Genomic DNA, 21,922 nt, shown 5'->3' on the forward strand with positions numbered 1-21,922 from the left:
CGAGAGGGTAGAAACATGGCGAACAGCAACGAACCGACCTTCCCCCAACCCGATCTGGCCGCCTGGAACAAGGCCGCCGCGAAGTCGGCACCCGAAGGCGATGTCGCCAAGTTGAACTGGGTGACGCCGGAAGGCATCACGGTCAAGCCGCTTTACACGGCTGCCGACACCGCCGACCTCAAGTACGCCAACACCCTGCCCGGTTTCGAGCCCTTCCTGCGCGGTCCGCAGGCCACCATGTACGCCGCGCGCCCCTGGACCATCCGCCAGTACGCCGGTTTCTCCACCGCCGAAGAATCCAACGCGTTCTACCGCAAGGCGCTCGCCGCCGGCGGCCAGGGCGTCTCCGTCGCCTTCGACCTCGCTACCCACCGTGGCTACGACTCCGACAATCCCCGCGTGGTCGGCGACGTTGGCAAGGCCGGCGTGGCGATCGATTCCGTCGAGGATATGAAGATTCTCTTCAACGACATCCCCCTCGACAAGATTTCCGTCTCCATGACGATGAACGGCGCCGTGCTGCCGATTCTCGCCGGCTACATCGTGGCTGCCGAGGAGCAGGGCGTCAGCCAGGACAAGCTGTCCGGGACCATCCAGAACGACATCCTCAAGGAGTTCATGGTCCGCAACACCTACATCTACCCGCCGACGCCGTCGATGAAGATCATCGCCGACATCTTCCAGTACACGTCGGCCAACATGCCCAAGTTCAACAGCATCTCGATCTCGGGCTACCACATCCAGGAAGCGGGCGCGAACCAGGCCATCGAGCTGGCCTTCACGCTGGCCGACGGCCTCGAGTACGTGCGCACCGGCATCAAGTCGGGCATGGACGTGGATACCTTTGCCGGCCGCCTGTCGTTCTTCTGGGCGGTGGGCATGAACTTCTACCTCGAGATCGCCAAGATGCGCGCCGCGCGCATGTTGTGGTGGCGGATCATGAAGCAGTTCAATCCCAAGAGCCAGAAGTCCATGATGCTGCGGACCCACAGCCAGACCTCCGGCTGGTCGCTCACCGAGCAGGATCCGTACAACAACGTCGTGCGCACCACCATCGAGGCGATGGCGGCGGTGTTCGGCGGCACCCAGTCGCTGCACACCAACGCACTGGACGAAGCCATCGCGTTGCCGACCGAGTTCTCGGCCCGCATCGCCCGCAACACCCAGATCATCATCCAGGAAGAAACCCACATCTGTAACGTGGTCGACCCGTGGGCCGGCTCCTACATGATGGAAAAGCTCACCCAGGACATGGCCGACAAGGCCTGGGCCCTGATCGAGGAGATCGAGGCCATGGGCGGCATGACCAAGGCCGTCGAATCGGGTTGGGCCAAGATGAAGGTCGAGGAGTGCGCCGCCGAGAAGCAGGCCCGCATCGACTCCGGCAAGGACGTCATCGTCGGCGTGAACAAATACAAGCTTGCCAAGGAAGACCCGATCGACATCCTCGACATCGACAACCACGTCGTGCGCGAGGCCCAGATCGAGCGCCTGGCCCGCATCCGCGCCACCCGCGACCAGGCCGCCGTCGATGCCGCGCTGGCCGCCCTCACCGAGTGCGCCAAGAGCGGCAACGGCAACCTGCTCGACCTCACCGTCAAGGCCGTGCGCCTGCGCGCCACGGTCGGCGAGATTTCCGACGCGCTCGAAGTCGTGTTCGGCCGTTTCCGCGCCAACCCGCAGGCCGTCACCGGCATCTACAACTCGGTGGTCGAAGGTAACGAAGACTGGCAGGCCCTGAAGGCCGACATCGACGCCTTCGTCGCCGAGGAAGGCCGCCGTCCGCGCATCATGATCGCCAAGCTGGGCCAGGACGGCCATGACCGCGGCGCCAAGGTGGTGGCCTCGGCGTTCGCCGACCTGGGCTTCGACATCGACATCGGCCCGCTCTTCCAGACCCCGGAAGAAGCCGCCCGCCACGCCGTCGAGAACGATGTGCATGCCGTCGGCTGCTCCAGCCTCGCCGCCGGCCACAAAACCCTTGTTCCTGCCGTCATCAAGGCGCTCAAGGATCAGGGCGCCGAGGACATCATCACCTTCGTCGGTGGCGTGATCCCGGCCCAGGATTACGATGCGCTCTACAAGGCCGGTGCGGCCGGCATCTTCGGGCCGGGCACCCCGATCCCGACCGCCGCCCGGGAAGTCCTGAAGCAGATCCGCGCCGCCCGCAAGGCCGCGTAAGCCGACACTCTGCGGACAGTGCGCCGGCACCATGCCGGCGCACGCCATTGATGACTCCATGAACATGCCTGCCGACATTCCGCAGCGCGACGCCGCCGATCAGGCGCTCGTCGACGGGGTGCTCAAGCACCAGTTGCGTCCGCTCGCCAAGACGATCACCCTGATCGAATCCCAGCGCCCGGATCACAAGCAGCGCGCCCGCAGCGTCCTCGAAGGGCTGCTGCCCCACACCGGCAGGTCGATGCGCGTGGGCATCTCCGGGGTGCCCGGCGTCGGCAAGTCCACCTTCATCGAGGCTTTGGGGCTCTATCTCATCGAAAAAGGCCACAAGGTGGCGGTGCTGGCGGTCGATCCGTCGTCCAGCGTCACCGGCGGTTCGATCCTCGGCGACAAGACCCGGATGGAGTTGCTGTCCCAGCGTACCGAGGCGTACATCCGCCCGAGCCCGTCGGCCGGTAGTCTTGGCGGCGTCGCCGAGAAAACCCGCGAGGCGATGCTGGTCTGCGAGGCTGCGGGGTTCGATGTCATCATCGTCGAGACCGTCGGCGTCGGTCAGTCCGAGACCGCCGTCGCGGGCATGACCGACATCTTCTGCCTGCTCCAGCTCCCCAATGCCGGCGACGACTTGCAAGCGATCAAGAAGGGCATCATGGAGATCGCCGACCTGATCGTCATCAACAAGGCCGACATCCATCCCCAGGCCGCCAACGTGGCGCGGGCCCAGATCAAGAGCGCGCTGGGTATGCTGCGCCACGCCTCGCCCAACTGGACGCCACCGGTGCTGATGCTTTCTGCACTGCAAAAACAGGGCATCGCCGAATTCTGGAATACCATTGACGATTACCGCTCCGCCATGAATCGGAGCGGCGAGTTCGACGCGCGCCGGCGCCAACAGGCGCGCGCGTGGATGTGGGAACTCATCGACCAGGGCCTGCGGGCCCGGTTCGCAAGCCATGCTGCGGTTCAACAGGACCTGCCCGGCTTGCAGGCGGCCGTCGAGGCCGGCCAGACGACGCCTTCCGCAGCCGCGGCCCGGCTGCTCGGCCATCTGGGTTGAAAGAACACATACGAATCATTGACTGGAGGTTGTAAATGCACGACATCATCCACCAGCTGGAAAAGAAGCGCGAAGCGGCCCGCCTGGGTGGCGGCCAAAAGCGTATCGACAGCCAGCACAAGAAAGGCAAGCTGACTGCCCGCGAACGCATCGAGCTCCTGCTCGACCCGGATTCCTTCGAGGAATGGGACATGTTCAAGGAGCACCGGTGCGTCGACTTCGGCATGGATCAGGCCGAAAAGACCCCGGGTGACGGTGTCGTCGTCGGTTACGGCACCATCAACGGCCGCCTGGTGTTCGTGTTCTCCCAGGATTTCACCGTGTTCGGCGGCTCCCTGTCCGAGACCCACGCCGAGAAGATCTGCAAGGTCATGGACCAGGCGATGAAGGTCGGCGCCCCGGTGATCGGCCTCAACGACTCGGGCGGTGCCCGCATCCAGGAAGGCGTCGCGTCCCTGGGCGGCTATGCCGACGTGTTCCAGCGCAACGTGATGGCCTCCGGTGTCGTGCCGCAGATCTCCATGATCATGGGCCCCTGTGCCGGTGGCGCGGTCTACTCTCCGTCGATGACCGACTTCATCTTCATGGTGAAGGACTCCTCGTACATGTTCGTGACTGGTCCGGAAGTCGTGAAGACCGTGACCCACGAAGACGTGACCGCCGAAGAACTCGGTGGCGCCGTGACCCACACCACCAAGTCCGGTGTGGCCGATCTGGCCTTCGAGAACGACGTGGAAGCGCTCTCGATGCTGCGTCGTTTCATGAACTTCATCCCGGCCAGCAACAAGGAAATGCCGCCGGTCACGCCGACCAACGATCCGGCCGACCGCTTCGACTATTCCCTCGACACCCTGGTGCCGGACAACGCCAACAAGCCCTACGACATGAAGGAGCTGATCGTCAAGGTTGTGGACGACAGCGACTTCTTCGAGCTGCAGCCCGACTACGCCAAGAACATCATCATCGGCTTTGGTCGCATCGATGGCGCACCGGTCGGCATCGTTGCCAACCAGCCGCTGGTCCTCGCGGGCTGTCTCGACATCAAGTCCGCGATCAAGGCTGCCCGCTTCGTGCGCTTCTGCGACGCCTTCAACATTCCGGTCGTCACCTTCGTCGATGTCCCCGGCTTCATGCCCGGCACCGCCCAGGAGTACGGCGGCATCATCAAGCACGGCGCCAAGCTGCTCTACGCGTACGCCGAGTGCACCGTGCCGAAGGTTACCGTCATCACCCGCAAGGCCTACGGCGGCGCTTATGACGTGATGTCCTCGAAGCACCTGCGTGGCGACGTGAACCTCGCCTGGCCGTCCGCCGAAATCGCGGTGATGGGCCCGAAGGGTGCCGTCGAGATCATCTTCCGCGAAGAGAAGAACGATCCCGCCAAGCTCGCCCAGCGCGAAGCCGAGTACAAGGAAAAGTTCGCCAATCCGTTCGTGGCCGGCGCCCGTGGCTTCATCGACGACGTGATCATGCCGCACGCCACCCGCAAGCGGATCGCCCGCTCGCTGGCCATGCTCAAGGACAAGCAGCTCGACAACCCGTGGCGCAAGCACGGCAACATTCCGCTGTGATCGCCGAGGACGCCAAGAACATGTTTACCAAGATCCTGATTGCAAACCGCGGCGAAATCGCCTGCCGCGTCATCAAGACTGCCCGCAAGATGGGCATCGCCACGGTCGCCGTGTATTCCGAGGCCGACAAGGACGCCCTGTTCGTGGAGATGGCCGACGAGGCCGTCTGCATCGGCCCGGCCGCCTCGAAAGAGTCCTACCTGGTTGCCGACAAGATCATCGCCGCGTGCAAGCAGACCGGTGCCCAGGCCGTTCACCCCGGCTACGGCTTCCTGTCCGAGAACGCCGAGTTCTCCCGCCGTCTTGAAGAAGAAGGCATCAAGTTCATCGGCCCGAAGCACTACTCCATCGCCAAGATGGGCGACAAGATCGAGTCCAAGAAGCTCGCCATCGAAGCCGGTGTGAACACCATTCCGGGCTACAACGACGCCATCGCCGGCCCGGCTGAGGCCGTCGAGATCGCCAAGAAGATCGGCTATCCGGTGATGATCAAGGCCTCCGCCGGCGGCGGCGGCAAGGGTCTGCGCGTGGCCTACAACGACGCCGAAGCCTTCGAAGGCTTCTCCTCCTGCGTCAACGAAGCCCGCAACTCCTTCGGCGACGACCGCGTCTTCATCGAGAAGTACGTGCTCGAGCCGCGCCACATCGAAATCCAGGTGCTGGGCGACTCCCACGGCAACTACGTGTACCTCAACGAGCGCGACTGCTCCATCCAGCGCCGTCACCAGAAGGTCATCGAAGAAGCGCCGTCCCCCTTCGTCGACGCCGAGATGCGCAAGGCGATGGGCGAGCAGGCCGTGGCCCTGGCCCGTGCCGTCAACTACGAATCTGCGGGTACCGTCGAATTCGTCGTCTCCGGCGCCACCAAGGAGTTCTACTTCCTCGAGATGAACACCCGTCTCCAGGTGGAACACCCGGTCACCGAACTCATCACCGGCCTCGACCTCGTCGAGCAGATGATCCGCGTCGCCTACGGCGAGAAGCTGCCCCTCACCCAGGCCGACGTGAAGATCAACGGCTGGTCGATGGAATGCCGGATCAACGCCGAAGACCCGTTCCGCGGCTTCCTGCCTTCCACCGGCCGTCTGGTGAAGTTCCTGCCGCCGAAGGAAGTCACCGACGACAAGGGCACCACCCGCGTCGACACCGGCGTGTACGACGGTGGCGAGATCTCGATGTTCTACGACTCGATGATCGCCAAGCTGATCGTTCACGCCCCGACCCGCGCCCAGGCCATCGACCGCATGCGCGACGCCCTCAACGGCTTCGTGATCCGCGGCATCTCGTCGAACATCCCGTTCCAGGCCGCGCTGATGCAGCACCCGGTCTTCCACTCGGGCATCTTCGACACCGGCTTCATTCCCAAGCACTACCCGACCGGCTTCGATGCCTCGATGGTGCCCCACGACGATCCGGCCTTGCTGGTTTCGGTGGCCGCCTACGTTTACCGCGCCTTTACCGACCGCGCCGCGTCGATCTCCGGCCAGCTCCACGGCCACGAGCGTCTCGTCGGCGACAGCTGGATGGTCATTCGTCTGGGCAAGGACGGCAACGAGCACCACCCGGTGGTTGCACGTCCGGTGGCCGGCGGTTACCACGTCGAGTACAACGGCGAGAACTACGAGATTCTTTCCAGCTGGAAGCTCGGTGAGTCGCTCTTCAACGGCACCTGCAACGGCGAACCCTTCACGCTGCAGGTCGAGCGTCACAAGATCAAGTACAGCCTGTTCCACTGGGGCACCCGTGCCGACTTCATGGTCATGAGCGCCCGTGCCGCCGAGCTGCTCGCGCTGATGCCCGAGAAGCTGCCGCCCGATCTGTCCAAGTTCCTGCTCTCGCCGATGCCCGGCCTGCTGCGTGAAGTTTCGGTTCAGGTTGGTCAGGAAGTGAAGGCCGGCGAGAAGCTGGCGGTCATCGAAGCCATGAAGATGGAAAACATCCTCAAGGCCGACCAGGACTGCAAGGTCAAGAAGATCTCCGCCGCGGCCGGCGAAAGCCTGTCGGTGGACCAGGTGATCATCGAGTTCGAATAAGCATCACACGGCGACGCGGCAGGCGCTCTCCAGCCCGCCGCGCCGTTGCAGCTTTCGTTCGATGGGGAGGGAGATCCGTCCTTCGGGGCGGGTTCCTGTCGAGGGATCGGGGTCGTCTTAGGACGGCCCCTTTTTTCGTCCGTCGTCCCGCTGTTGTTTCGGCGCGCGATGCCGTTTTAAGCATCAGGCGTTCAACACTTAACGGCGCTCGTGCGTTGAACCGTCGAGAATCCTTGCGAACATCCGGAGATCGTTGCCGTGCCACCGCTGCTGATCGTCAAACTGGGCGATTACACCCCCGTCCTTGCCGCCCGCCCGGGCGATTTCGAAAGCTGGATTTCGGCCGGCCTCGGCGACGTGCCGGTGCGGGTGGTCGACCCGCGTTGCGGCGAAGCCCTGCCCGCAGCCTGCGAGGTGGCCGCGGTGGTCGTCACCGGTTCCCCGTCGATGGTCACCGATCGCGAGGCGTGGAGCGAGGCCACCGCCCGCTGGCTGGCCCGCCGGGTTGCCGAAGGGGTGCCGGTGCTGGGCATCTGCTACGGCCACCAGCTATTGGCCCATGCGCTGGGGGGCGAGGCGGCGTGGCATCCGAAAGGCATGGAGATCGGCACGGTCAGCGTACGCAAGTCGGCCGCCGCCTGGGACGATCCGCTGTTCGCCGACTTGCCCGAGGTGTTCCCCGCCCACGTGGTGCATAGCCAGACGGCGCGCCGGTTGCCGCCCGGCGCCGAATGCCTGGCGTCGAGCGATTTCGAGCCCCACCACGCGTTCCGGGTCGGCGAGGCGGCGTGGGGCGTGCAGTTCCATCCCGAGTTCGACGCCGTGGCGATGAAGAGCTACATCGCCCAGTTGTCCGGCGCGCTGCGCAAGGGCGGGGCCGATCCCGACCAGCTGGCCGCCGCGGTTACCGAGACCCATGCGGCGACCAGTGTGCTGCGGCGCTTCGCGCGCTTCGTCGCCGAGCGGGCGGCGCAGCGGCAGGACGCCGCCGCGCCGGCGCCTCAGCCGTAGCGGCGGGCCGCCTCGACGGCCAGACCGGCGCCGATGCTGCCGAACAGATCGCCCTCGACGCAGCGTGCGTTGGGCAGCTCGGCGGCGATGCGGGCCCGCAGCTGGGGCACGCCGCTGGCGCCGCCGGTGAAATACAAGGTGTCGATGCGCTCCCGCGCCACGCCGGCCTGATCGAGCAGCCCGGCCACGGTGGCGGCCACCCGCTCCACCAGGTTGCGGCTGGCGAGGGTGAAATCCTCGACGCTGATCGCATGGGCCAGATCCTGCTCCAGCCGGTCGAGGTGCAGACGCGTGCTGGCCTGGGTGGAGAGATCGATCTTCGCCTGTTCGACCTGCAGGGCCAGCCAGTGGCCCTCCCGCTGGCCGATCAGGCGGGCCAGACGATCCAGTTCGCGGCGCGCCGCGGCGTCCCGGTAGATCTGCTGGAAATCGGCGAAGGCCTGCCGCGTGTAGGCGAAGTTGATGGTGTGCCAGGTGGCGAGCTGAAAGAACAGCCCCGAAGGTACTTCGGCGCCGCTCTTCATCAAGCCTTTGTAGCCCAGCAGCGGCATCACGCATTCGAGGGACAGGGCGCGGTCGAAATCGGTGCCGCCCACGTGCAGGCCGGCGTTGCCGAGCAGGTCGTCGCGGCGTTCGGTGTGGCGGGCGCGCTCGGGCGACAGGCGCACCAGCGAGAAGTCGGCGGTGCCGCCGCCGATGTCGGCGATCAGCACCAGCTCCTCGCGCGTCAGCCCGGCCTCGTAGTGCAGGGCCGCGCCGATGGGTTCGAACTGGAAGCTCACCGCCTTGAAACCCACCTGGCGGGCGATGGCCTCGAGGGTGTCCTGGGCGCGCTGATCGGCGGCCGGGTTGTCGTCCACGAAATGCACCGGGCGGCCGAATACCGCGGCGTCGAAGGGGCGGCCCGCCTGGGCCTCGGCGCGGTGCTTGAGCTCGCCGATGAAGCTGGCCAGCAGATCCTTGAAGGGGAGTGCGCGGCCGGCGACCTCGGTGCTGCCGTCCATCAGGTTGCTGCCGAGCAGGCTCTTGAGGGCGCGCATCAGGCGGCCTTCGTAGCCCTCCAGGTACTCGGCGAGCGCATTCCGCCCGAAGTGGGTGGATTCTTCGTCGGCGTTGAAGAACACCGCCGACGGCAGCGTGGGTTTGCCATCCTCGAGGGTGAGCAGGGTGCTCGCGACGCCGGGCCGCAGCCAGCCGACAGTCGAGTTGGAGGTGCCGAAGTCGATGCCGCAGGCGCGGGCGGGGGTGGAGGACATGGGCTTCGCCGAGATTGCCGGGGGGCGGATGTTACGCCGCATGAGCGTGGCGCGGAAGAGGCCGCGCGGGGAGCGTCGGGCTCCGGGTCGGGCGCTTTGCGCTGCCGCCTGGGCGCTCCGGGCTCCCGGTCAGGACGAATCCGCTCCCGTGGCGGAGCCTTTCGCGCCCGAGCGGGAGAAGTGTGCTCCCGGTCGGGCGCAAATTTCTCCCGCTTTAGCGCAAATCTGTTCCTGGCGGGAGCAAACGGACCCCACGGGGGAGCAGATATCTCCCGACCCGGAGCCCGGCGTTTCTACTTCTTCAGCAGCCCGCCCAGCCCCGCGAACGGTGAATGGGTGGCGGCTTTGCCAGGTTGCTTGGCGGACACGTTGCCCTGGGTGGCTTCGAGCTGGCGCTGGTGTTCGTTGTCGTGGCAATACACGCACAAAAGCTCCCAGTTGCTGCCGTCGGGCGGGTTGTTGTCGTGGTTGTGGTCGCGGTGGTGGACGGTGAGTTCGCGCAGGTTGGTGTGGGTGAAGCTGCGGGCGCAGCGGCCGCACACCCAGGGGTAGATCTTGAGGGCTTTCTCGCGGTAGCCCTCGGCGCGCTTGTCGGCGGCGCGGCGGGCTTCGAGGACGAGGCGGTCGAGTTTTTCGCTCATGGCTGGGTTCCCAAGGAAACGCCGGGCCGTCCCAAGTTTCCTTGACCCCCCTTGGGGGGCGGGCTGGGCGCAGCCCGGCCCGGGGGGCTCTCGAGGGTGCGGCGGGCGAGGTCGGCGAGGGCCGCTTCGATGACGTCTGCAGCCTGCATCAGGGTGACTTCGTCGATGATCAGCGGTGGGGCAAAGCGCAGCACCGCGTCGTGGGTGTCCTTGCTCATGATGCCGCGGGCGAGCAGCCATTCGGCGGCGGTGCGGGCGTTGATGCGGGTGGTGTCGAGCTCCACCCCGATCAGCAGCCCACGGCCGCGCACGTCGCGGATCAGCGGATTGCGGATCGCGGCGAGACGGGTCAGGAAGCGTTCACCCAGACGCGCGGCGCGCTCGGCGAGCTCTTCGTCCACCAGCACCGCCAGGGCTTCGGCGGCGACGGCGGCGGCGAGCGGGTTGCCGCCGAAGGTGGAGCCGTGGTCGCCAGGGGTGAAGACCTGCATCACCCGCTCGTCGGCGAGGAAGGCCGATACCGGCAGCAGGCCGCCGCCGAGGGCCTTGCCGAGGATCACGCCGTCGGGGCGCACGCCTTCGTGCTCGACCGCCAGCCGCTTGCCGGTGCGGCCGAGGCCGGTCTGCACCTCGTCGGCGATGAGCAGCACGTCGTGGCGTCGGCACAGCGCGGCGCAGCGGGCCAGCCAGCCGGCGGGCGGGATGTTGATGCCGCCTTCGCCCTGGATCGGTTCGAACAGGAAGGCGGCGGTGTGCGGGCCGATGGCGGCTTCCAGCGCGTCGGCGTCGCCGAACGGAATGCTGCGAAAACCCGGCGCGAAGGGGCCGAAACCGTCGCGGTACTGGGCTTCGGACGAGAAGCCGACGACGGTGGTGGTGCGGCCGTGGAAGTTGCCCGCGCAGACGATGATCTCGGCCTGGCCTTCGGGCACGCCCTTGATCTTGTGGGCCCATTTGCGGGCGGCCTTGATGGCGGTCTCGACGGCCTCGACGCCGGTGTTCACCGGCAGCGCGTGGTCGTAGCCGAGTACCGCCGACAGGCGTTCGAGCAGCAGCGGCAGGCGGTCGTTGGAGTAGGCGCGGGAGGTGAGGGCGAGGCGCCCGGCCTGTTCGGTGAGCGCGCGCACCAGCCGCGGGTGGCTGTGGCCGAAGCTCACCGCCGAGTAGGCGCTCATCATGTCGAGGTAGCGCCGGCCTTCGACGTCCCACAGCCAGGCGCCTTCGCCGCGGGTGAAGACCACCGGCAGCGGGGCGTAGTTGTGGGCGCCGAAGGTGTCTTCGCGGTGGCGCAGGTCGGCCGTGGTGGGGCCGAGCGCGGCGGCGGCGAGGTCCGTGACCCAGCGCGCGCCGCGGCCGTCTGGGTCGCGTTCGGGCACGTACTCGACGATTTCGAGGCCGACGAGGTCGGCGCAGCTGCGCAGCCCGTGGAGCACGTCGACGAGTTCCTGCGGGTCGAGGCCGTCGGGTTCCAGGCAGGTCGTGGCGGGGAGTTTGGCGCAGTCCATCGAATCGAGGTCGACCGACACCCCGAAGCCGGCGGTGCCGTTGCGGGCGATGGCCATGGCTTCGCACATCACCGCGGCGAGGCCGCGGGCGCGCACCTCGGCCATCGTGAATACGGTGACGCCGAGGCGGGCCAGCAGCACCGGCTCCTCCGGCTCCCACGAGCGCGCGCCGACCACCACCACGTGGGCCGGGTCGAGGTGCGGGCCGGGGAGGCCCGTGAGCGCCGCGTCGCCGACGCCGAGCAGCGCTGCCAGGGGCATGCCGTGGATGTTGCCGCTGTGGGTGGTCTGCGGCGTGTGGGCGTCCAGGTGGGCGTCCACCCAGATCAGGCCGAGCTTGCCGCGCGGGGCGAGGGCACGGGCGACGCCGCGCCAGGTGCCGGCGCCGATGACGTGGTCGCCGCCGAGGACGAGGGGCAGGGCGTCGTCGGCGCGGATCGCGGCGACTTCGTCGGCAAGGTCGTGGAGCAGCTGGCTGACGGTGGCGAGCCGTTCGTGCATCGGCGGGCGCGGCGGCTTGGGCGCCGAGGGTTCGAACAGCGTCTGCCAGTGGGCGCGGATGCCGCGGCGGCGCAGATCGGCGTCGATACCGAGCGCGCGCAGGGCGCGCGGGCCGGCGGCGGGTCCGAAGATCGGCGCGCCGAGGCAGGAGCCGACGCCGACGATGCGGACCGGGCGGGGGGGCACGAACGGGGCGGGCATGATGTTCCTTCGATGACGGCGGACGTGCCTGTTGGAGCGCCGGCGACGGGCTTTCGTTCAGCCCGGCGAGGGGGGCGTGGGCGGCACGGGGCGCCTATTGTTGCTGGAGTTGCAATAATAGGCGGAGGATTGTTGTAGTTTTTGGTGCGGGTGCGGGCTCAGCCGAACCAGCGCCAGGCCTCGACGGCGATCAGTGCCGCGAGCACCGCGCTGCCGGCCACGAGCCAGCGGGTGTTGCGTCGATTGACGGCCGCGAGGCGGGCGAGCTCGGCTCGCCGGGCTTCCTCGTCGTGCCGCGCGGTGAGGGCCTGGTGTACCAGGCGCGGCAACTGCGGCAGGGTCGCGGCCCACGACGGGGCTTCATCCTTCATGTGGCGGACGAGGGCGCGCCAGCCGATCTGGTCGTTCATCCAGCGCTCGAGGAAGGGCTTGGCGGTCTTCCACAAGTCCAGATCCGGGTCCAGCTGGCGGCCGAGGCCTTCGATGTTGAGCAGCGTCTTTTGCAGCAGCACCAGTTGCGGCTGGACTTCCATCTCGAAGCGGCGGGCGGTCTGGAACAGCCGCAGCAGCGTCTTGCCGAAGGAGATGTCCTTGAGCGGGCGGTCGAAGATGGGCTCGCACACCGCGCGGATGGCGCCCTCGAACTCGTCGGCGCGGGTATGGGCGGGCACCCAGCCGGCCTCGATGTGGGCCAGCGCGACGCGCCGGTAATCCCGCTGGAAGAAGGCCAGGAAGTTGGTGGCGAGGTACTTCTTGTCGGAATCGTTGAGGGTGCCGATGATCCCGAAATCCAGCGCGATGTAGCGCCCGCGCGCCTCGCCCTCGGTGGCGACGAAGATGTTGCCTGGATGCATGTCGGCGTGGAAGAAGCCGTCGCGGAACACCTGGGTGAAGAAGATCTCCACGCCGGCGCGGGACAGCGCCTTGAGGTCGATGCCGGCGTTGCGCAGGGCGTCGAGCTGGGAGATGGGGATGCCCTTCATGCGCTCCATCACCATCACGTTGGTGGCGCACCAGTCCCAGTGCACTTCGGGCACCACCAGCAGCTCGGAATCCTTGAAGTTGCGCCGCAGCTGCGAGCAGTTGGCGGCCTCGCGCATCAGGTCGAGCTCGTCGCGCAGGTATTTCGAGAACTCGGCGACGACTTCCCGCGGCTTGAGGCGGCGGCCTTCCGGCCACACCTTTTCGAGGAGGATCGCGAAGGCGTCGAGCAGGGCCAGATCGTGGGCGATCACCGGGGCGATGCCGGGACGCAGGATCTTGACGGCGACCTCGGTGCCGTCGGGCAGCTCGGCGAAGTGCACCTGGGCGATCGACGCCGAGGCGATGGGCTGGCGGTCGAAGCGGGCGAACACCGCGTCGGCGTGCTTGCCGTAGGCGGCTTCGAGCTGAGCCAGGGCTTCGTCGCTGGAAAACGGTGGGACGCGGTCCTGCAGGCGGGCGAGTTCTTCGGCGATGCTCGGCGGCAGCAGATCGCGCCGGGTGGACAGCATCTGGCCGAACTTGACGAAGATCGGGCCGAGGGATTCGAGGGCCTGGCGCAGGCGCGCGCCAGCGGGTTGGTCGAAGCGGCGCCCGAAGTGGGCGAAGCGCGCCAGCCAGGCCAGGCGGCCGGTCGGCTCGTTGGAGAGAATCATCTGGTCGAGGCCGTATTTCAGGCTGACGGAGATGATCTTGACGAGTCGGAAGAGGCGCACGGCGGCAGGCGAAAAGTAAAACGCGGATTGTGCCCCGAAAGCCGGGCTGGCGAAAGCGGCGCGGGTGCTCAGCGGCGCGGGCGCGGTGGCGGCGGGGCGGGCGGCGGTGGGCCGGGATTGACCTGCTCGGTGAGCCAGCGCACGGCGAGGCGGATCTCGCGCTTCTGGGCCTCGTCGGCGGCATCGAAGTTCACCATGCCGTCGGCGCCGACGTCGAAGGGCGCGAGCCGCCATTCGCGTTCGACGACGAACAGGTGCTCGCCATCGCGGATCGCCTTCTGGGCGATCACGTAGCCGTAGGGACGCGCGTCGAAGCGGCCGCAGTAGGCGGTGCGGGTGGCGTGGGCCATGCCGTCGCGGGCGCCAATCACCACGCCGCTGGTGGTGAAGGCCGGGCAATGCTTGGCGAGCCCGGCGGCGATGTGGCCGAGGTAGGCTTCCGGATCGAGGTCCTGGGCGACGAAGCGCTGTACCAGCAGGCGGTCGCGGTAGTCGTCGATGCCCTGGCCGCGCGGCACGTATTCCTCGTGGCGGATGCCATTGCCCTCGCGCAGGTCGATGATCCGCCAGCCGGGCCCGGGAGGCAGCGGCAGACGCCAGTCGAGGGTCGGCGCGTCGGCGCGCGCGCCCGCCGCCAGCAGCAGGCCGGCGAAGAGGGCCGAAGTCCCGGCCAGGAGGCGTGTGGCGATGACGTTCACGCCGCCAGTTTGCCATGCCCGACCGACTTTGTTGGCATCGGCCGAAGGGCCGTCGGGCGGGAGGCAGGCGGGACGCCCGGCGCTTCGATATAATCCTGTGCTTTTAGTCGCAGTGTTTGCCATGAGCGCCGATCAGAAAACCCAGCTTGCCGACCTCCTGCGTGCCGCCCTCCTCAGCGTGGCACCCGACCAGGCCGAAACCCCGATCAACCTGGAACGCCCGAAGCAGGCCGGTCACGGGGATTTTGCGAGCAACCTGGCGCTGCAGCTGGCCAAGCCCCTGAAGCGCAACCCGCGCGAGCTGGCCAACCTGCTGCTGGCCGAGCTGCCCAAGTCCGGGCTGGTGGCCAAGGCCGAAGTGGCCGGTGCCGGCTTCATCAACTTCACGCTCAACGCGGACGCCAAGACCGCCGTCGTCGGCACCGTGCTGGCCGCCGGCGAGGCCTACGGCCGCGGCGTCAAGACCGGCGTCAAGGTGCAGGTCGAATTCGTCTCCGCCAACCCGACCGGCCCGCTCCACGTGGGCCACGGCCGGGGCGCCGCCTACGGCGCGTCGCTCGCCGACGTGCTCGACTTCGCCGGTTTCGATGTGACCCGCGAGTACTACATCAACGACGCCGGCCGGCAGATGGACATCCTCGCGCTGTCCACCTGGCTGCGTTACCTCGATCTCTTCGGCATCGCCATTCCCTTCCCGCCCAACGCCTACCAGGGCGACTACGTGAAGGACATGGCTGCCCAGATCAAGACCGGCCACGCCGACCGCTTCGCCCAGGTGTCCGCTGCCGACGTGCTGGCCGGCGCCCCGTCGGTCGAGGCCGACAAGGAAGGCCACCTCGACGCGCTGATCGCCAACGCCAAGCGCCTCCTCGGCTCCGACTATGCCTGGGTGCACGGCTTCGCGCTGACCGAGCAGCTCGGCGACGGCCGCGAGGATCTGGCCGAGTTCGGCGTGACCTTCGACATGTGGTTCTCCGAACGCTCGCTGTTCGACACCGGCCTGGTCGAGAAGGCCGTTGCCGCCCTCGAGGCAGCCGACCACATTTACGAACAGGACGGGGCCAAGTGGTTCCGCTCCACCGCCTTCGGCGACGAGAAGGATCGCGTCGTCCAGCGCGAGAACGGCCTCTACACCTATTTCGCGTCCGACATCGCCTACCACGCCAACAAGTACGAGCGTGGCTTCGACCGCATCATCGACATCTGGGGCGCCGACCACCACGGCTACATCCCCCGCGTGAAGGGCGCGCTGCAGGCGCTGGGCCTGCCGCCCGAGAAGCTCGACGTGGCGCTGGTGCAATTCGCGGTGCTGTACCGCGACGGCCAGAAGGCGGCGATGTCCACCCGCTCCGGCGAGTTCGTCACCCTGCGCGAGCTGCGCAACGAAGTGGGCAACGACGCCTGCCGTTTCTTCTACGTGCTGCGCAAGGCCGACCAGCACCTGGATTTCGACCTCGACCTCGCCAAGAGCCAGAGCAACGAGAACCCGGTGTATTACATCCAGTACGCCCACGCCCGCCTGTGTTCGGTGCTGGGGCAATGGAGCGGTGTTGCCGCCGATCTGGCCGAAGCCGATCTCGCCCGCCTCGACAACGAGCGCGAACTGGCCTTGTGCGCCCGCCTCACCGCCTTCCCGGAGGTTGTGCAGAACGCCGCCGCCGACTATGCGCCGCACCAGATCGCCTTCTACCTCAAGGATCTGGCCGGCGAGTTCCACAGCTACTACAACGCCGAGCGCATGTTGGTGGACGACGAAGGCCTCAAACTGGCCCGTCTGGCGCTCGCCAGCGCGGTACGCCAGGTGATCCGCAACGGCCTGGCGCTGCTCGGCGTGTCGGCCCCCGATTCGATGTAATTCCCGGACCTGACCGCCCATGAGTCGCGATCTCAAGCCCCGCCCGCAAAACAAGAAGCCCAAGTCGGGCAGCCGGGGGGGGACCCTCGTCGGCATCTTTGTCGGCCTGATCCTCGGCGCGCTGGTGGCGGCCGGGATCGCGCTGTATTTCACCGCCGCCTCGCCCTTCCAGAAGCCCAAACCCCAGGATGAGCGGGTGGTTGCGCCGCCGCCGCCCAAGCCCCAGGGGGGCGAGCCCATCGCCTTGCCGGGCAAGGCCGGCGACAAGCCCGTCGAAAAGCCGCGCTTCGACTTCTACAACGTGCTGCCCAAGGGTTCCGACGCGCTGCCGGCGCCGTCCAAGCCCGAGGAAACCACCGAGGTCGTGAAGTCCGACAGCAAGCCCGACAAGCCCGAAAAGCCCGACGCCGCAACCAAGGCCGACAAGTCCGCCCGGTCCGACGAAACCAAGGCCGACAAGGCCCGCGCCGCAACCGAAGGCGCGAGCAGCGCCGAGCGTGCCAAGGCCGAGGCGGCACTCCTCGACAAGCCGGTCGCCCCGGCGGCGCCCGCCGAGAAGTTCTACCTCCAGGCCGGCGCGTTCGAAGATCCGTCCGAGGCGGACAACCTGAAGGCGCGTCTTGCGTTGATGGGGGTGGAGGCCAGCGTGCAGAAGGTCGATGTGCCCGACAAGGGCACGATGCACCGGGTGCGCACCGGCCCCTACCAGGGTCAGGAGGCGATGACCAAGGCGCGCGACAGCCTCAGCGCCAATGGCATCAATACCGCCATCGTCAAGATCAAGCCCAAGGAACCAAAGCCGGCTCCGGCCGCTCAATGAGTCCTTTCGCATCGAAGGAGAAACCGCAATGCAGCGTCGTGATGTCCTGAAACAGCTTTCCGCCCTCGCCGCTCTGGGCAGCCTCGGCCTGCCGGCCTGGGCGCAGGGCAGCGGCAAGGGGTTCGAACTCGTTTCGCCGCCCCAGCCGACCGACGTGAAGGGCAAGGTCGAGGTGCTGGAGTTCTTCCATTACGGCTGCCCCCACTGCCGCGCCTTCGATCCCTTGCTCGACGCGTGGGTCAAGAAGCTGCCCGCCGACGTGGTGTTCACCCGCGTCCCGGTGATGTGGGGCAACCCGCAACTCACCGGTTTCGCCAAGCTCGCGATGACCCTCGAGGCGACCGGCGATCTGGCGCGCCTGCACGGCCAGGTCTTCGAGGCGGTGCAGACCGAGAAGCTGCCGCTGCACACCGAGGCCGGTGCGCAGGACTGGGCCGTCAAGAAGGGTGTCGACGCCAAGAAGTTCGCCGACGCCTACCGCTCGTTCAACGTCAACGTGCGCCTCAAGCGCGCCGACGAGCTGGCCCGCGCCTACAAGATCGAGGGCGTGCCGACCCTCGCCATCGATGGCAAGTATTTCACCTCGGGCTCCATCGCCGGCACCCACGAGGCTGCGCTGAAGGTTGCCGACCAGCTCATCGCCAAGGCCCGCGCCGAGCAGGGCCGCAAGTAAGCGCACCGCGCCGTCCGCCCGGACGGCGCCCTGTTTCCCCTTCGATCCGTGATCCAGCGCGTTTTCATCACCGGGGCGTCGAGCGGCATCGGCGCCGCCCTGGCGCGTCAGTACGCTGCCCGCGGCGCCGTGCTGGGGCTGGTGGCGCGCCGGCGTGGCGCGCTGCTGGCGCTCGTCGCCGGCCTGCCAGGCGAGCATGTGATCTACACCGCCGACGTGGCCGACGGTGAGGCCCTGCGCGCCGCCGCCGCCGATTTCGAGGCGCGCTTCGGGACGCCCGACGTGGTGATCGCCAACGCCGGCGTGTCGGTCGGCACCCTCACCGAAGAAGCCGGCGACCTGCGCGCCTTCGAACGCGTGCTGCGCACCAACGTGCTCGGCATGGTCGCCACTTTCCAGCCCTTCGTGGCGGCGATGCGGGCCCGCGGCAGAGGCCGCCTGGTGGGCATCGCGTCGGTGGCGGGCATCCGGGGGCTGCCCGGTGCCGGTGCCTACAGCGCCTCGAAGGCGGCCACCATCGCCTATCTCGAGAGCCTGCGGGTCGAGCTGCACGGCAGCGGCGTGCGCGTCGTGACCATCGCGCCGGGCTACATCGAGACGCCGATGACGGCCGTCAATCGCTATCCGATGCCCTTCATGCTGCCGGCGGACGAGGCGGCGCGCCGCTTCGTGCGGGCCATCGACCGGGGCACTCGCTACACCGTCATTCCCTGGCAGATGGGCGTGGTCGCCAAGCTGCTGCGCCTGCTGCCCGATTTCCTGTTCGATTTCGCGTTTTCCCGCGCGGGGCGCAAGCCGCGCGGGCTGGACCTGTAAGCGCCGCTCAGTGGGCGGCGTCGCCGCCGGGCGCGGCGGGACGGCCATGGGTCGGACGGGTTAGCCAGACGGTGGCGACCAGACCGAGGAACAGTACCCCCGACAGCCAGAATACGTCGTTGGCGGCCAGGGAAAACGCCTGCACCGTCACCTGACGCTCCAGTACCGCCAGGGCGCGGGTGGCGTCGACGCCCTGCGCCGCCATGCCGTCGAGCACGCCGCCGGCGACGGGGTTGTAGCTGCTGACCTGCGCCGCGAGCTGTTCGTGATGCAGTGCGGCACGGCGTTCCCACAGGGTCGTCATCAGCGAGGCGCCGAAGGCCCCGAAGGTGATCCGCACGAAGTTCGACACGCCCGATGCCGACGGCACGCGTTCCAGCGGCAGGCCCGACAGGGTGATCGACACCAGCGGGATGAAGAAGGTGGCCATCGCGATGCCCTGGATCACCTGCGGCAGAACCACGTTGCCGGTGGCGATGTCGGTGCTGAAACCGGCCCGCATGAAGCTCACCAGCGCGAACACCAGGAAGGCGACGGTCGCGATGCGGCGCGGATCGGTGCGGGGCAGGATCTTGCCGATCACCGGCGACAGCAGCAGCGCCAGCAGGCCGATCGGCGCCGTCACCAATCCCGCCCAGGTGGCGGTGTAGCCCATGAATTGCTGCAGCCACAGGGGCATCACCACCACGTTGCCGAAGAACACGCCGTAGCCGGTGGCCATCGCGATCACCCCGAACAGGAAGTTGGGCCGCGCGAACAGCGTGAGGTCCACCACCGGATGGGCATCGGTCAGCTCCCAGGCCACGAACAGCGCGAAGCCGACCGCCGCCACCGCGGCCAAGGCAACGATCTCGCCCGAGGCGAACCAGTCGAGCTCCTTGCCCTTGTCGAGCATGATCTGCAGCGCGCCGACCCAGATCACCAGCAGTGCCAGGCCCACCTTGTCGATGGGCAGGCGGCGGGTCGCGCTCTCCCGCGCTTTGAGCAGTCGCCAGCTGAGCCAGGCCGCGCCGAGGCCGACCGGCACGTTGATGTAGAAGATCCATGGCCACGACAGGTTGTCCGACAGCCAGCCGCCGAGGATCGGCCCCAGCACCGGCGCGACGAGGGTGGTCATCGACCACATCGCCAGCGCCATGCCCGATTTCTCGCGCGGGTAGGCCTGCAGTAGCAGCGCCTGCGACAGCGGGATCATCGGCCCCGCCACCGCGCCTTGCAGCACGCGGGCGGCGATCAGCATCTCCAGGCTGTGGGCGAGGCCGCACAGCAGCGAGGCGATCACGAACATCACCACCGAGCCGACGAACAGGCGCACCTGCCCGAAGCGCTGGCTGAGCCAGCCGGTGAGCGGCACCGCGATGGCGTTGGCGACGCCGAACGAGGTGATCACCCAGGTGCCCTGGCTGGGGCTGACGCCCAGGTCGCCGGCGATGTTGGGTAGCGACACGTTGGCGATGGTGGTGTCGAGCACGTTCATGAAGGTCGCCAGCGACAGGGCAACGGTGGCCAGGCGCCGCGCGCCCGGTTCGAGCGGCGGCAGCGGAACGGGGGCGCTCACGGCCTCACACCCGGGTGCGCCGCGGCGCGGAAGGATGGGCCGGCAACTGCGCCGGCGGCAGCGCGGCGTCGGCCTGGGCGCCGCTGTTGGCGGCGATGATGGCCTTGATGCGCGCCTGGGCGGCCTTGCCGAGATCGGCGAAGACGTCGGTTGTGCCGGCCGGCGCCGCCGGTGCGGCGGTGGCGAGGGGGCCGGCGGCGGCCCCGTCGTCGCCGACGTTCACCGCCACGTTCATCGACAGCCCGATGCGCAGCGGATGGGCGGCCAGTTCCTGCGGGTCGAGGGTGATCCGCACCGGCACCCGCTGCACCACCTTGATCCAGTTGCCGCTGGCGTTCTGCGCCGGTAGCAGGGCGAAGGCGGCGCCAGTGCCGGCGGCGAGGCCGGCGACGCGACCGTGGTATTCGACGTCGCCGCCGTAGACGTCGGCGCTCAGGGTGACCGGCTGCCCGACGCGCATGTGGCGTAGCTGGCTTTCCTTGAAGTTGGCGTCCACCCACACCTGTTCGAGGGGCACCACGGCCATCAGCGGGGTGCCGGCGGCGACCCGCTGGCCGACCTGCACGGCGCGCCGGGCGACGAGGCCGCCCAGGGGGGCCGGTACCGCGGTGCGGGCCAGGGCGAGCCAGGTTTCCTCGACCCGGGCGGCGGCGCGCTGCACGTTGGGATGGGTGTCGACGCGGGTGCCGCTGGTCTGCACGTGGTTGGTGGCGAGCTGTTCGCGCGCGGTGTGCAACGCGGTGTCGGCGGCGCGCACGGCGGCGCGGGCGTGCTCGAGCTCCTCGCCGGCCACCGCGCCGGTGGTGGCCACCTGCTGGCGGCGGGCGAGGTCGTCGCGAGCCCGGGCCAGATCGGCCTCGCGCTGCCTGACCGTGGCTTCGAGGGCGCCCCCGGTGGCGTACAGCGCGCGCACTTCGCGCACGGCCTGGGCGAGCTGGGCCTCGGCCTGCTGCAGCGCGACCTGGGCGTCGTTGGGGTCGAGGCGCACCAGCGGCTGTCCGGCCTTGACGAGCTGGGTGTCGTCGGCGTCGATGGCGATCACGGTGCCGGCGATCTGCGGGGTGATCTGCACGACGTTGCCCGCCACGTAGGCGTCGTCGGTGTGTTCCAGGAAGCGCCCGTGGGTGGCCCACCAGCCGCCCCAGCCGACGGCGGCGAGGCCGATGGCGGCGGCGATGGCGAGGAGGCTGCGGCGGCGCCGGCCGGCGGGGCTGGCGGGGGTTGGGGTGGTCATGGTCCGGTTCCTTCTTGGCGGGATCAGTTGTTGGTCGGGGTGTCGGGGGTTTTCAGGGCGAGGCCGCCGCCGAGGGCGCGGGCGAGGCCGGCGCTGGCGTCGAGCCGGCGGCTGCGCAGTTCGGCGCTCAGGCGGCGCTGGGCGAGCAGCGGCGTTTCGGCGGCGAGCACCGCCGTGTAGCTGGCGAGGCCGGCCCGGTAGCGGATCTCGGCGAGGCGCCAGGCCTCCTCGTAGCGGGCCAGGGCGGCCTGCTGGTCGCGGGCTTCGGCTTCGGCTCCGCGCCATGCGGCGAGCTGGTCCGCGACGTCGTGGAGGGCGTCCACGAGGGTCGCGTTGTACTGGGCGATGGCGGCGTCCTCGTCGGCGTAGCGGGCGGCCAGGCCGGCGCGCAGACGACCGTTGTCGAAGATCGGCAGGTGGATCGCCGGGCCGATGCCGGCGATGCGGCTGTCGCTCTCCACCAGCTTGGAGAGGCCGATGGACTGCAGCCCGACAAAGGCGCCGAGGTTCACGTTGGGGTAGAAGGCGGCGCGCGCGGCGGCGCTGCCCTGCCGACCGGCCTCGACGCGCCAGCGCTGGGCGACGATGTCGGCGCGGCGGCCGAGCAGATCGGC

The 21,922-nt window shown here is 68.5% G+C and carries 17 protein-coding genes; 9 read left to right on the plus strand and 8 right to left on the minus strand.

Features of this window, described 5'->3' with window-relative positions; translation table 11 throughout:
- The first annotated feature begins 15 nt into the window (after window positions 1-15).
- From scpA to ACE3P2_RS03645, 5 genes are all read left to right on the plus strand, one after another.
- Complete coding sequence (scpA, locus tag ACE3P2_RS03625) at window positions 16-2,181, plus strand: methylmalonyl-CoA mutase (RefSeq protein WP_374261138.1); 2,166 nt, start codon at window positions 16-18, stop codon at window positions 2,179-2,181.
- Window positions 2,182-2,245: 64 nt separating this feature from the next.
- Complete coding sequence (gene meaB, locus ACE3P2_RS03630) at window positions 2,246-3,238, plus strand: methylmalonyl Co-A mutase-associated GTPase MeaB (RefSeq protein ID WP_374261181.1); 993 nt, start codon at window positions 2,246-2,248, stop codon at window positions 3,236-3,238.
- Between the two features lie 35 nt (window positions 3,239-3,273).
- Window positions 3,274-4,809: an acyl-CoA carboxylase subunit beta gene (locus ACE3P2_RS03635; protein ID WP_374261141.1), complete on the plus strand. Its 1,536-nt coding sequence runs from the start codon at window positions 3,274-3,276 to the stop codon at window positions 4,807-4,809.
- A gap of 20 nt (window positions 4,810-4,829) precedes the next feature.
- Window positions 4,830-6,842 (plus strand): acetyl-CoA carboxylase biotin carboxylase subunit, encoded by a 2,013-nt coding sequence (locus ACE3P2_RS03640; protein WP_374261144.1) that lies wholly within the window; start codon window positions 4,830-4,832, stop codon window positions 6,840-6,842.
- A 258-nt stretch (window positions 6,843-7,100) separates the two neighbouring features.
- On the plus strand, window positions 7,101-7,853 hold the full coding sequence (locus tag ACE3P2_RS03645; RefSeq protein ID WP_374261147.1) for a glutamine amidotransferase: 753 nt from the start codon (window positions 7,101-7,103) through the stop codon (window positions 7,851-7,853).
- Here the strand turns inward: ACE3P2_RS03645 and ACE3P2_RS03650 are convergent.
- From ACE3P2_RS03650 to ACE3P2_RS03670, 5 genes are all read right to left on the minus strand, one after another.
- Complete coding sequence (locus tag ACE3P2_RS03650) at window positions 7,844-9,109, minus strand: Hsp70 family protein (RefSeq protein WP_374261150.1); 1,266 nt, start codon at window positions 9,107-9,109, stop codon at window positions 7,844-7,846. The two genes, ACE3P2_RS03645 and ACE3P2_RS03650, sit on opposite strands and share 10 nt — an antisense overlap.
- A gap of 293 nt (window positions 9,110-9,402) precedes the next feature.
- Complete coding sequence (locus tag ACE3P2_RS03655) at window positions 9,403-9,750, minus strand: YajD family HNH nuclease (protein WP_374261152.1); 348 nt, start codon at window positions 9,748-9,750, stop codon at window positions 9,403-9,405.
- Complete coding sequence (rocD, locus tag ACE3P2_RS03660) at window positions 9,747-11,957, minus strand: ornithine--oxo-acid transaminase (RefSeq protein WP_374261155.1); 2,211 nt, start codon at window positions 11,955-11,957, stop codon at window positions 9,747-9,749. The genes ACE3P2_RS03655 and rocD overlap by 4 nt, the downstream gene beginning before the upstream one ends.
- 158 nt (window positions 11,958-12,115) lie before the next feature.
- Window positions 12,116-13,654, minus strand: coding sequence for a ubiquinone biosynthesis regulatory protein kinase UbiB (ubiB, locus tag ACE3P2_RS03665; protein ID WP_374261158.1), 1,539 nt, complete (start codon window positions 13,652-13,654; stop codon window positions 12,116-12,118).
- Window positions 13,655-13,722: 68 nt separating this feature from the next.
- Window positions 13,723-14,352 (minus strand): hypothetical protein, encoded by a 630-nt coding sequence (locus ACE3P2_RS03670; RefSeq protein WP_374261160.1) that lies wholly within the window; start codon window positions 14,350-14,352, stop codon window positions 13,723-13,725.
- 121 nt (window positions 14,353-14,473) lie between these two features.
- Here ACE3P2_RS03670 and argS point away from each other — a divergent pair, with 121 nt between their 5' ends.
- The 4 genes from argS to ACE3P2_RS03690 are packed head-to-tail and all read left to right on the plus strand — an operon-like array spanning window position 14,474 to window position 18,516.
- Complete coding sequence (gene argS, locus ACE3P2_RS03675; protein ID WP_374261162.1) at window positions 14,474-16,207, plus strand: arginine--tRNA ligase; 1,734 nt, start codon at window positions 14,474-14,476, stop codon at window positions 16,205-16,207.
- A gap of 19 nt (window positions 16,208-16,226) precedes the next feature.
- Complete coding sequence (locus ACE3P2_RS03680) at window positions 16,227-17,027, plus strand: SPOR domain-containing protein (protein WP_374261165.1); 801 nt, start codon at window positions 16,227-16,229, stop codon at window positions 17,025-17,027.
- A gap of 28 nt (window positions 17,028-17,055) precedes the next feature.
- Window positions 17,056-17,700 carry a thiol:disulfide interchange protein DsbA/DsbL gene (locus ACE3P2_RS03685; protein WP_374261167.1) on the plus strand — a complete coding sequence of 215 codons (645 nt, stop codon included), beginning with the start codon at window positions 17,056-17,058 and terminating at the stop codon, window positions 17,698-17,700.
- Between the two features lie 48 nt (window positions 17,701-17,748).
- Window positions 17,749-18,516, plus strand: a complete 768-nt coding sequence (locus ACE3P2_RS03690) for an SDR family oxidoreductase (RefSeq protein WP_374261170.1) — start codon at window positions 17,749-17,751, stop codon at window positions 18,514-18,516.
- A 7-nt stretch (window positions 18,517-18,523) separates the two neighbouring features.
- Here ACE3P2_RS03690 and ACE3P2_RS03695 read toward each other — a convergent pair whose 3' ends face one another.
- The 3 genes from ACE3P2_RS03695 to ACE3P2_RS03705 form a co-directional block, all read right to left on the minus strand.
- Complete coding sequence (locus tag ACE3P2_RS03695; protein WP_374261173.1) at window positions 18,524-20,074, minus strand: DHA2 family efflux MFS transporter permease subunit; 1,551 nt, start codon at window positions 20,072-20,074, stop codon at window positions 18,524-18,526.
- A gap of 4 nt (window positions 20,075-20,078) precedes the next feature.
- Entirely contained in the window at window positions 20,079-21,308 is a 1,230-nt protein-coding gene (locus ACE3P2_RS03700; RefSeq protein ID WP_374261175.1) for an efflux RND transporter periplasmic adaptor subunit, read from the minus strand.
- Between the two features lie 23 nt (window positions 21,309-21,331).
- Window positions 21,332-21,922: TolC family protein (locus ACE3P2_RS03705; RefSeq protein WP_374261178.1), on the minus strand; the 591-nt coding region annotated here is incomplete at its 5' end.

The organism is Zoogloea sp., assembly GCF_041911615.1.
Lineage (GTDB): Bacteria > Pseudomonadota > Gammaproteobacteria > Burkholderiales > Rhodocyclaceae > Zoogloea.

Coding starts and splice junctions, on each gene's coding strand:
- scpA (WP_374261138.1), top strand. CDS start 16: ATGGCGAACAGCAACGAACCGACCTTCCCCCAACCCGATCTGGCCGCC.
- meaB (WP_374261181.1), top strand. CDS start 2,246: ATGCCTGCCGACATTCCGCAGCGCGACGCCGCCGATCAGGCGCTCGTC.
- ACE3P2_RS03635 (WP_374261141.1), top strand. CDS start 3,274: ATGCACGACATCATCCACCAGCTGGAAAAGAAGCGCGAAGCGGCCCGC.
- ACE3P2_RS03640 (WP_374261144.1), top strand. CDS start 4,830: ATGTTTACCAAGATCCTGATTGCAAACCGCGGCGAAATCGCCTGCCGC.
- ACE3P2_RS03650 (WP_374261150.1), bottom strand. CDS start 9,109: ATGTCCTCCACCCCCGCCCGCGCCTGCGGCATCGACTTCGGCACCTCC.
- ACE3P2_RS03655 (WP_374261152.1), bottom strand. CDS start 9,750: ATGAGCGAAAAACTCGACCGCCTCGTCCTCGAAGCCCGCCGCGCCGCC.
- rocD (WP_374261155.1), bottom strand. CDS start 11,957: ATGCCCGCCCCGTTCGTGCCCCCCCGCCCGGTCCGCATCGTCGGCGTC.
- argS (WP_374261162.1), top strand. CDS start 14,474: ATGAGCGCCGATCAGAAAACCCAGCTTGCCGACCTCCTGCGTGCCGCC.
- ACE3P2_RS03680 (WP_374261165.1), top strand. CDS start 16,227: ATGAGTCGCGATCTCAAGCCCCGCCCGCAAAACAAGAAGCCCAAGTCG.
- ACE3P2_RS03685 (WP_374261167.1), top strand. CDS start 17,056: ATGCAGCGTCGTGATGTCCTGAAACAGCTTTCCGCCCTCGCCGCTCTG.
- ACE3P2_RS03700 (WP_374261175.1), bottom strand. CDS start 21,308: ATGACCACCCCAACCCCCGCCAGCCCCGCCGGCCGGCGCCGCCGCAGC.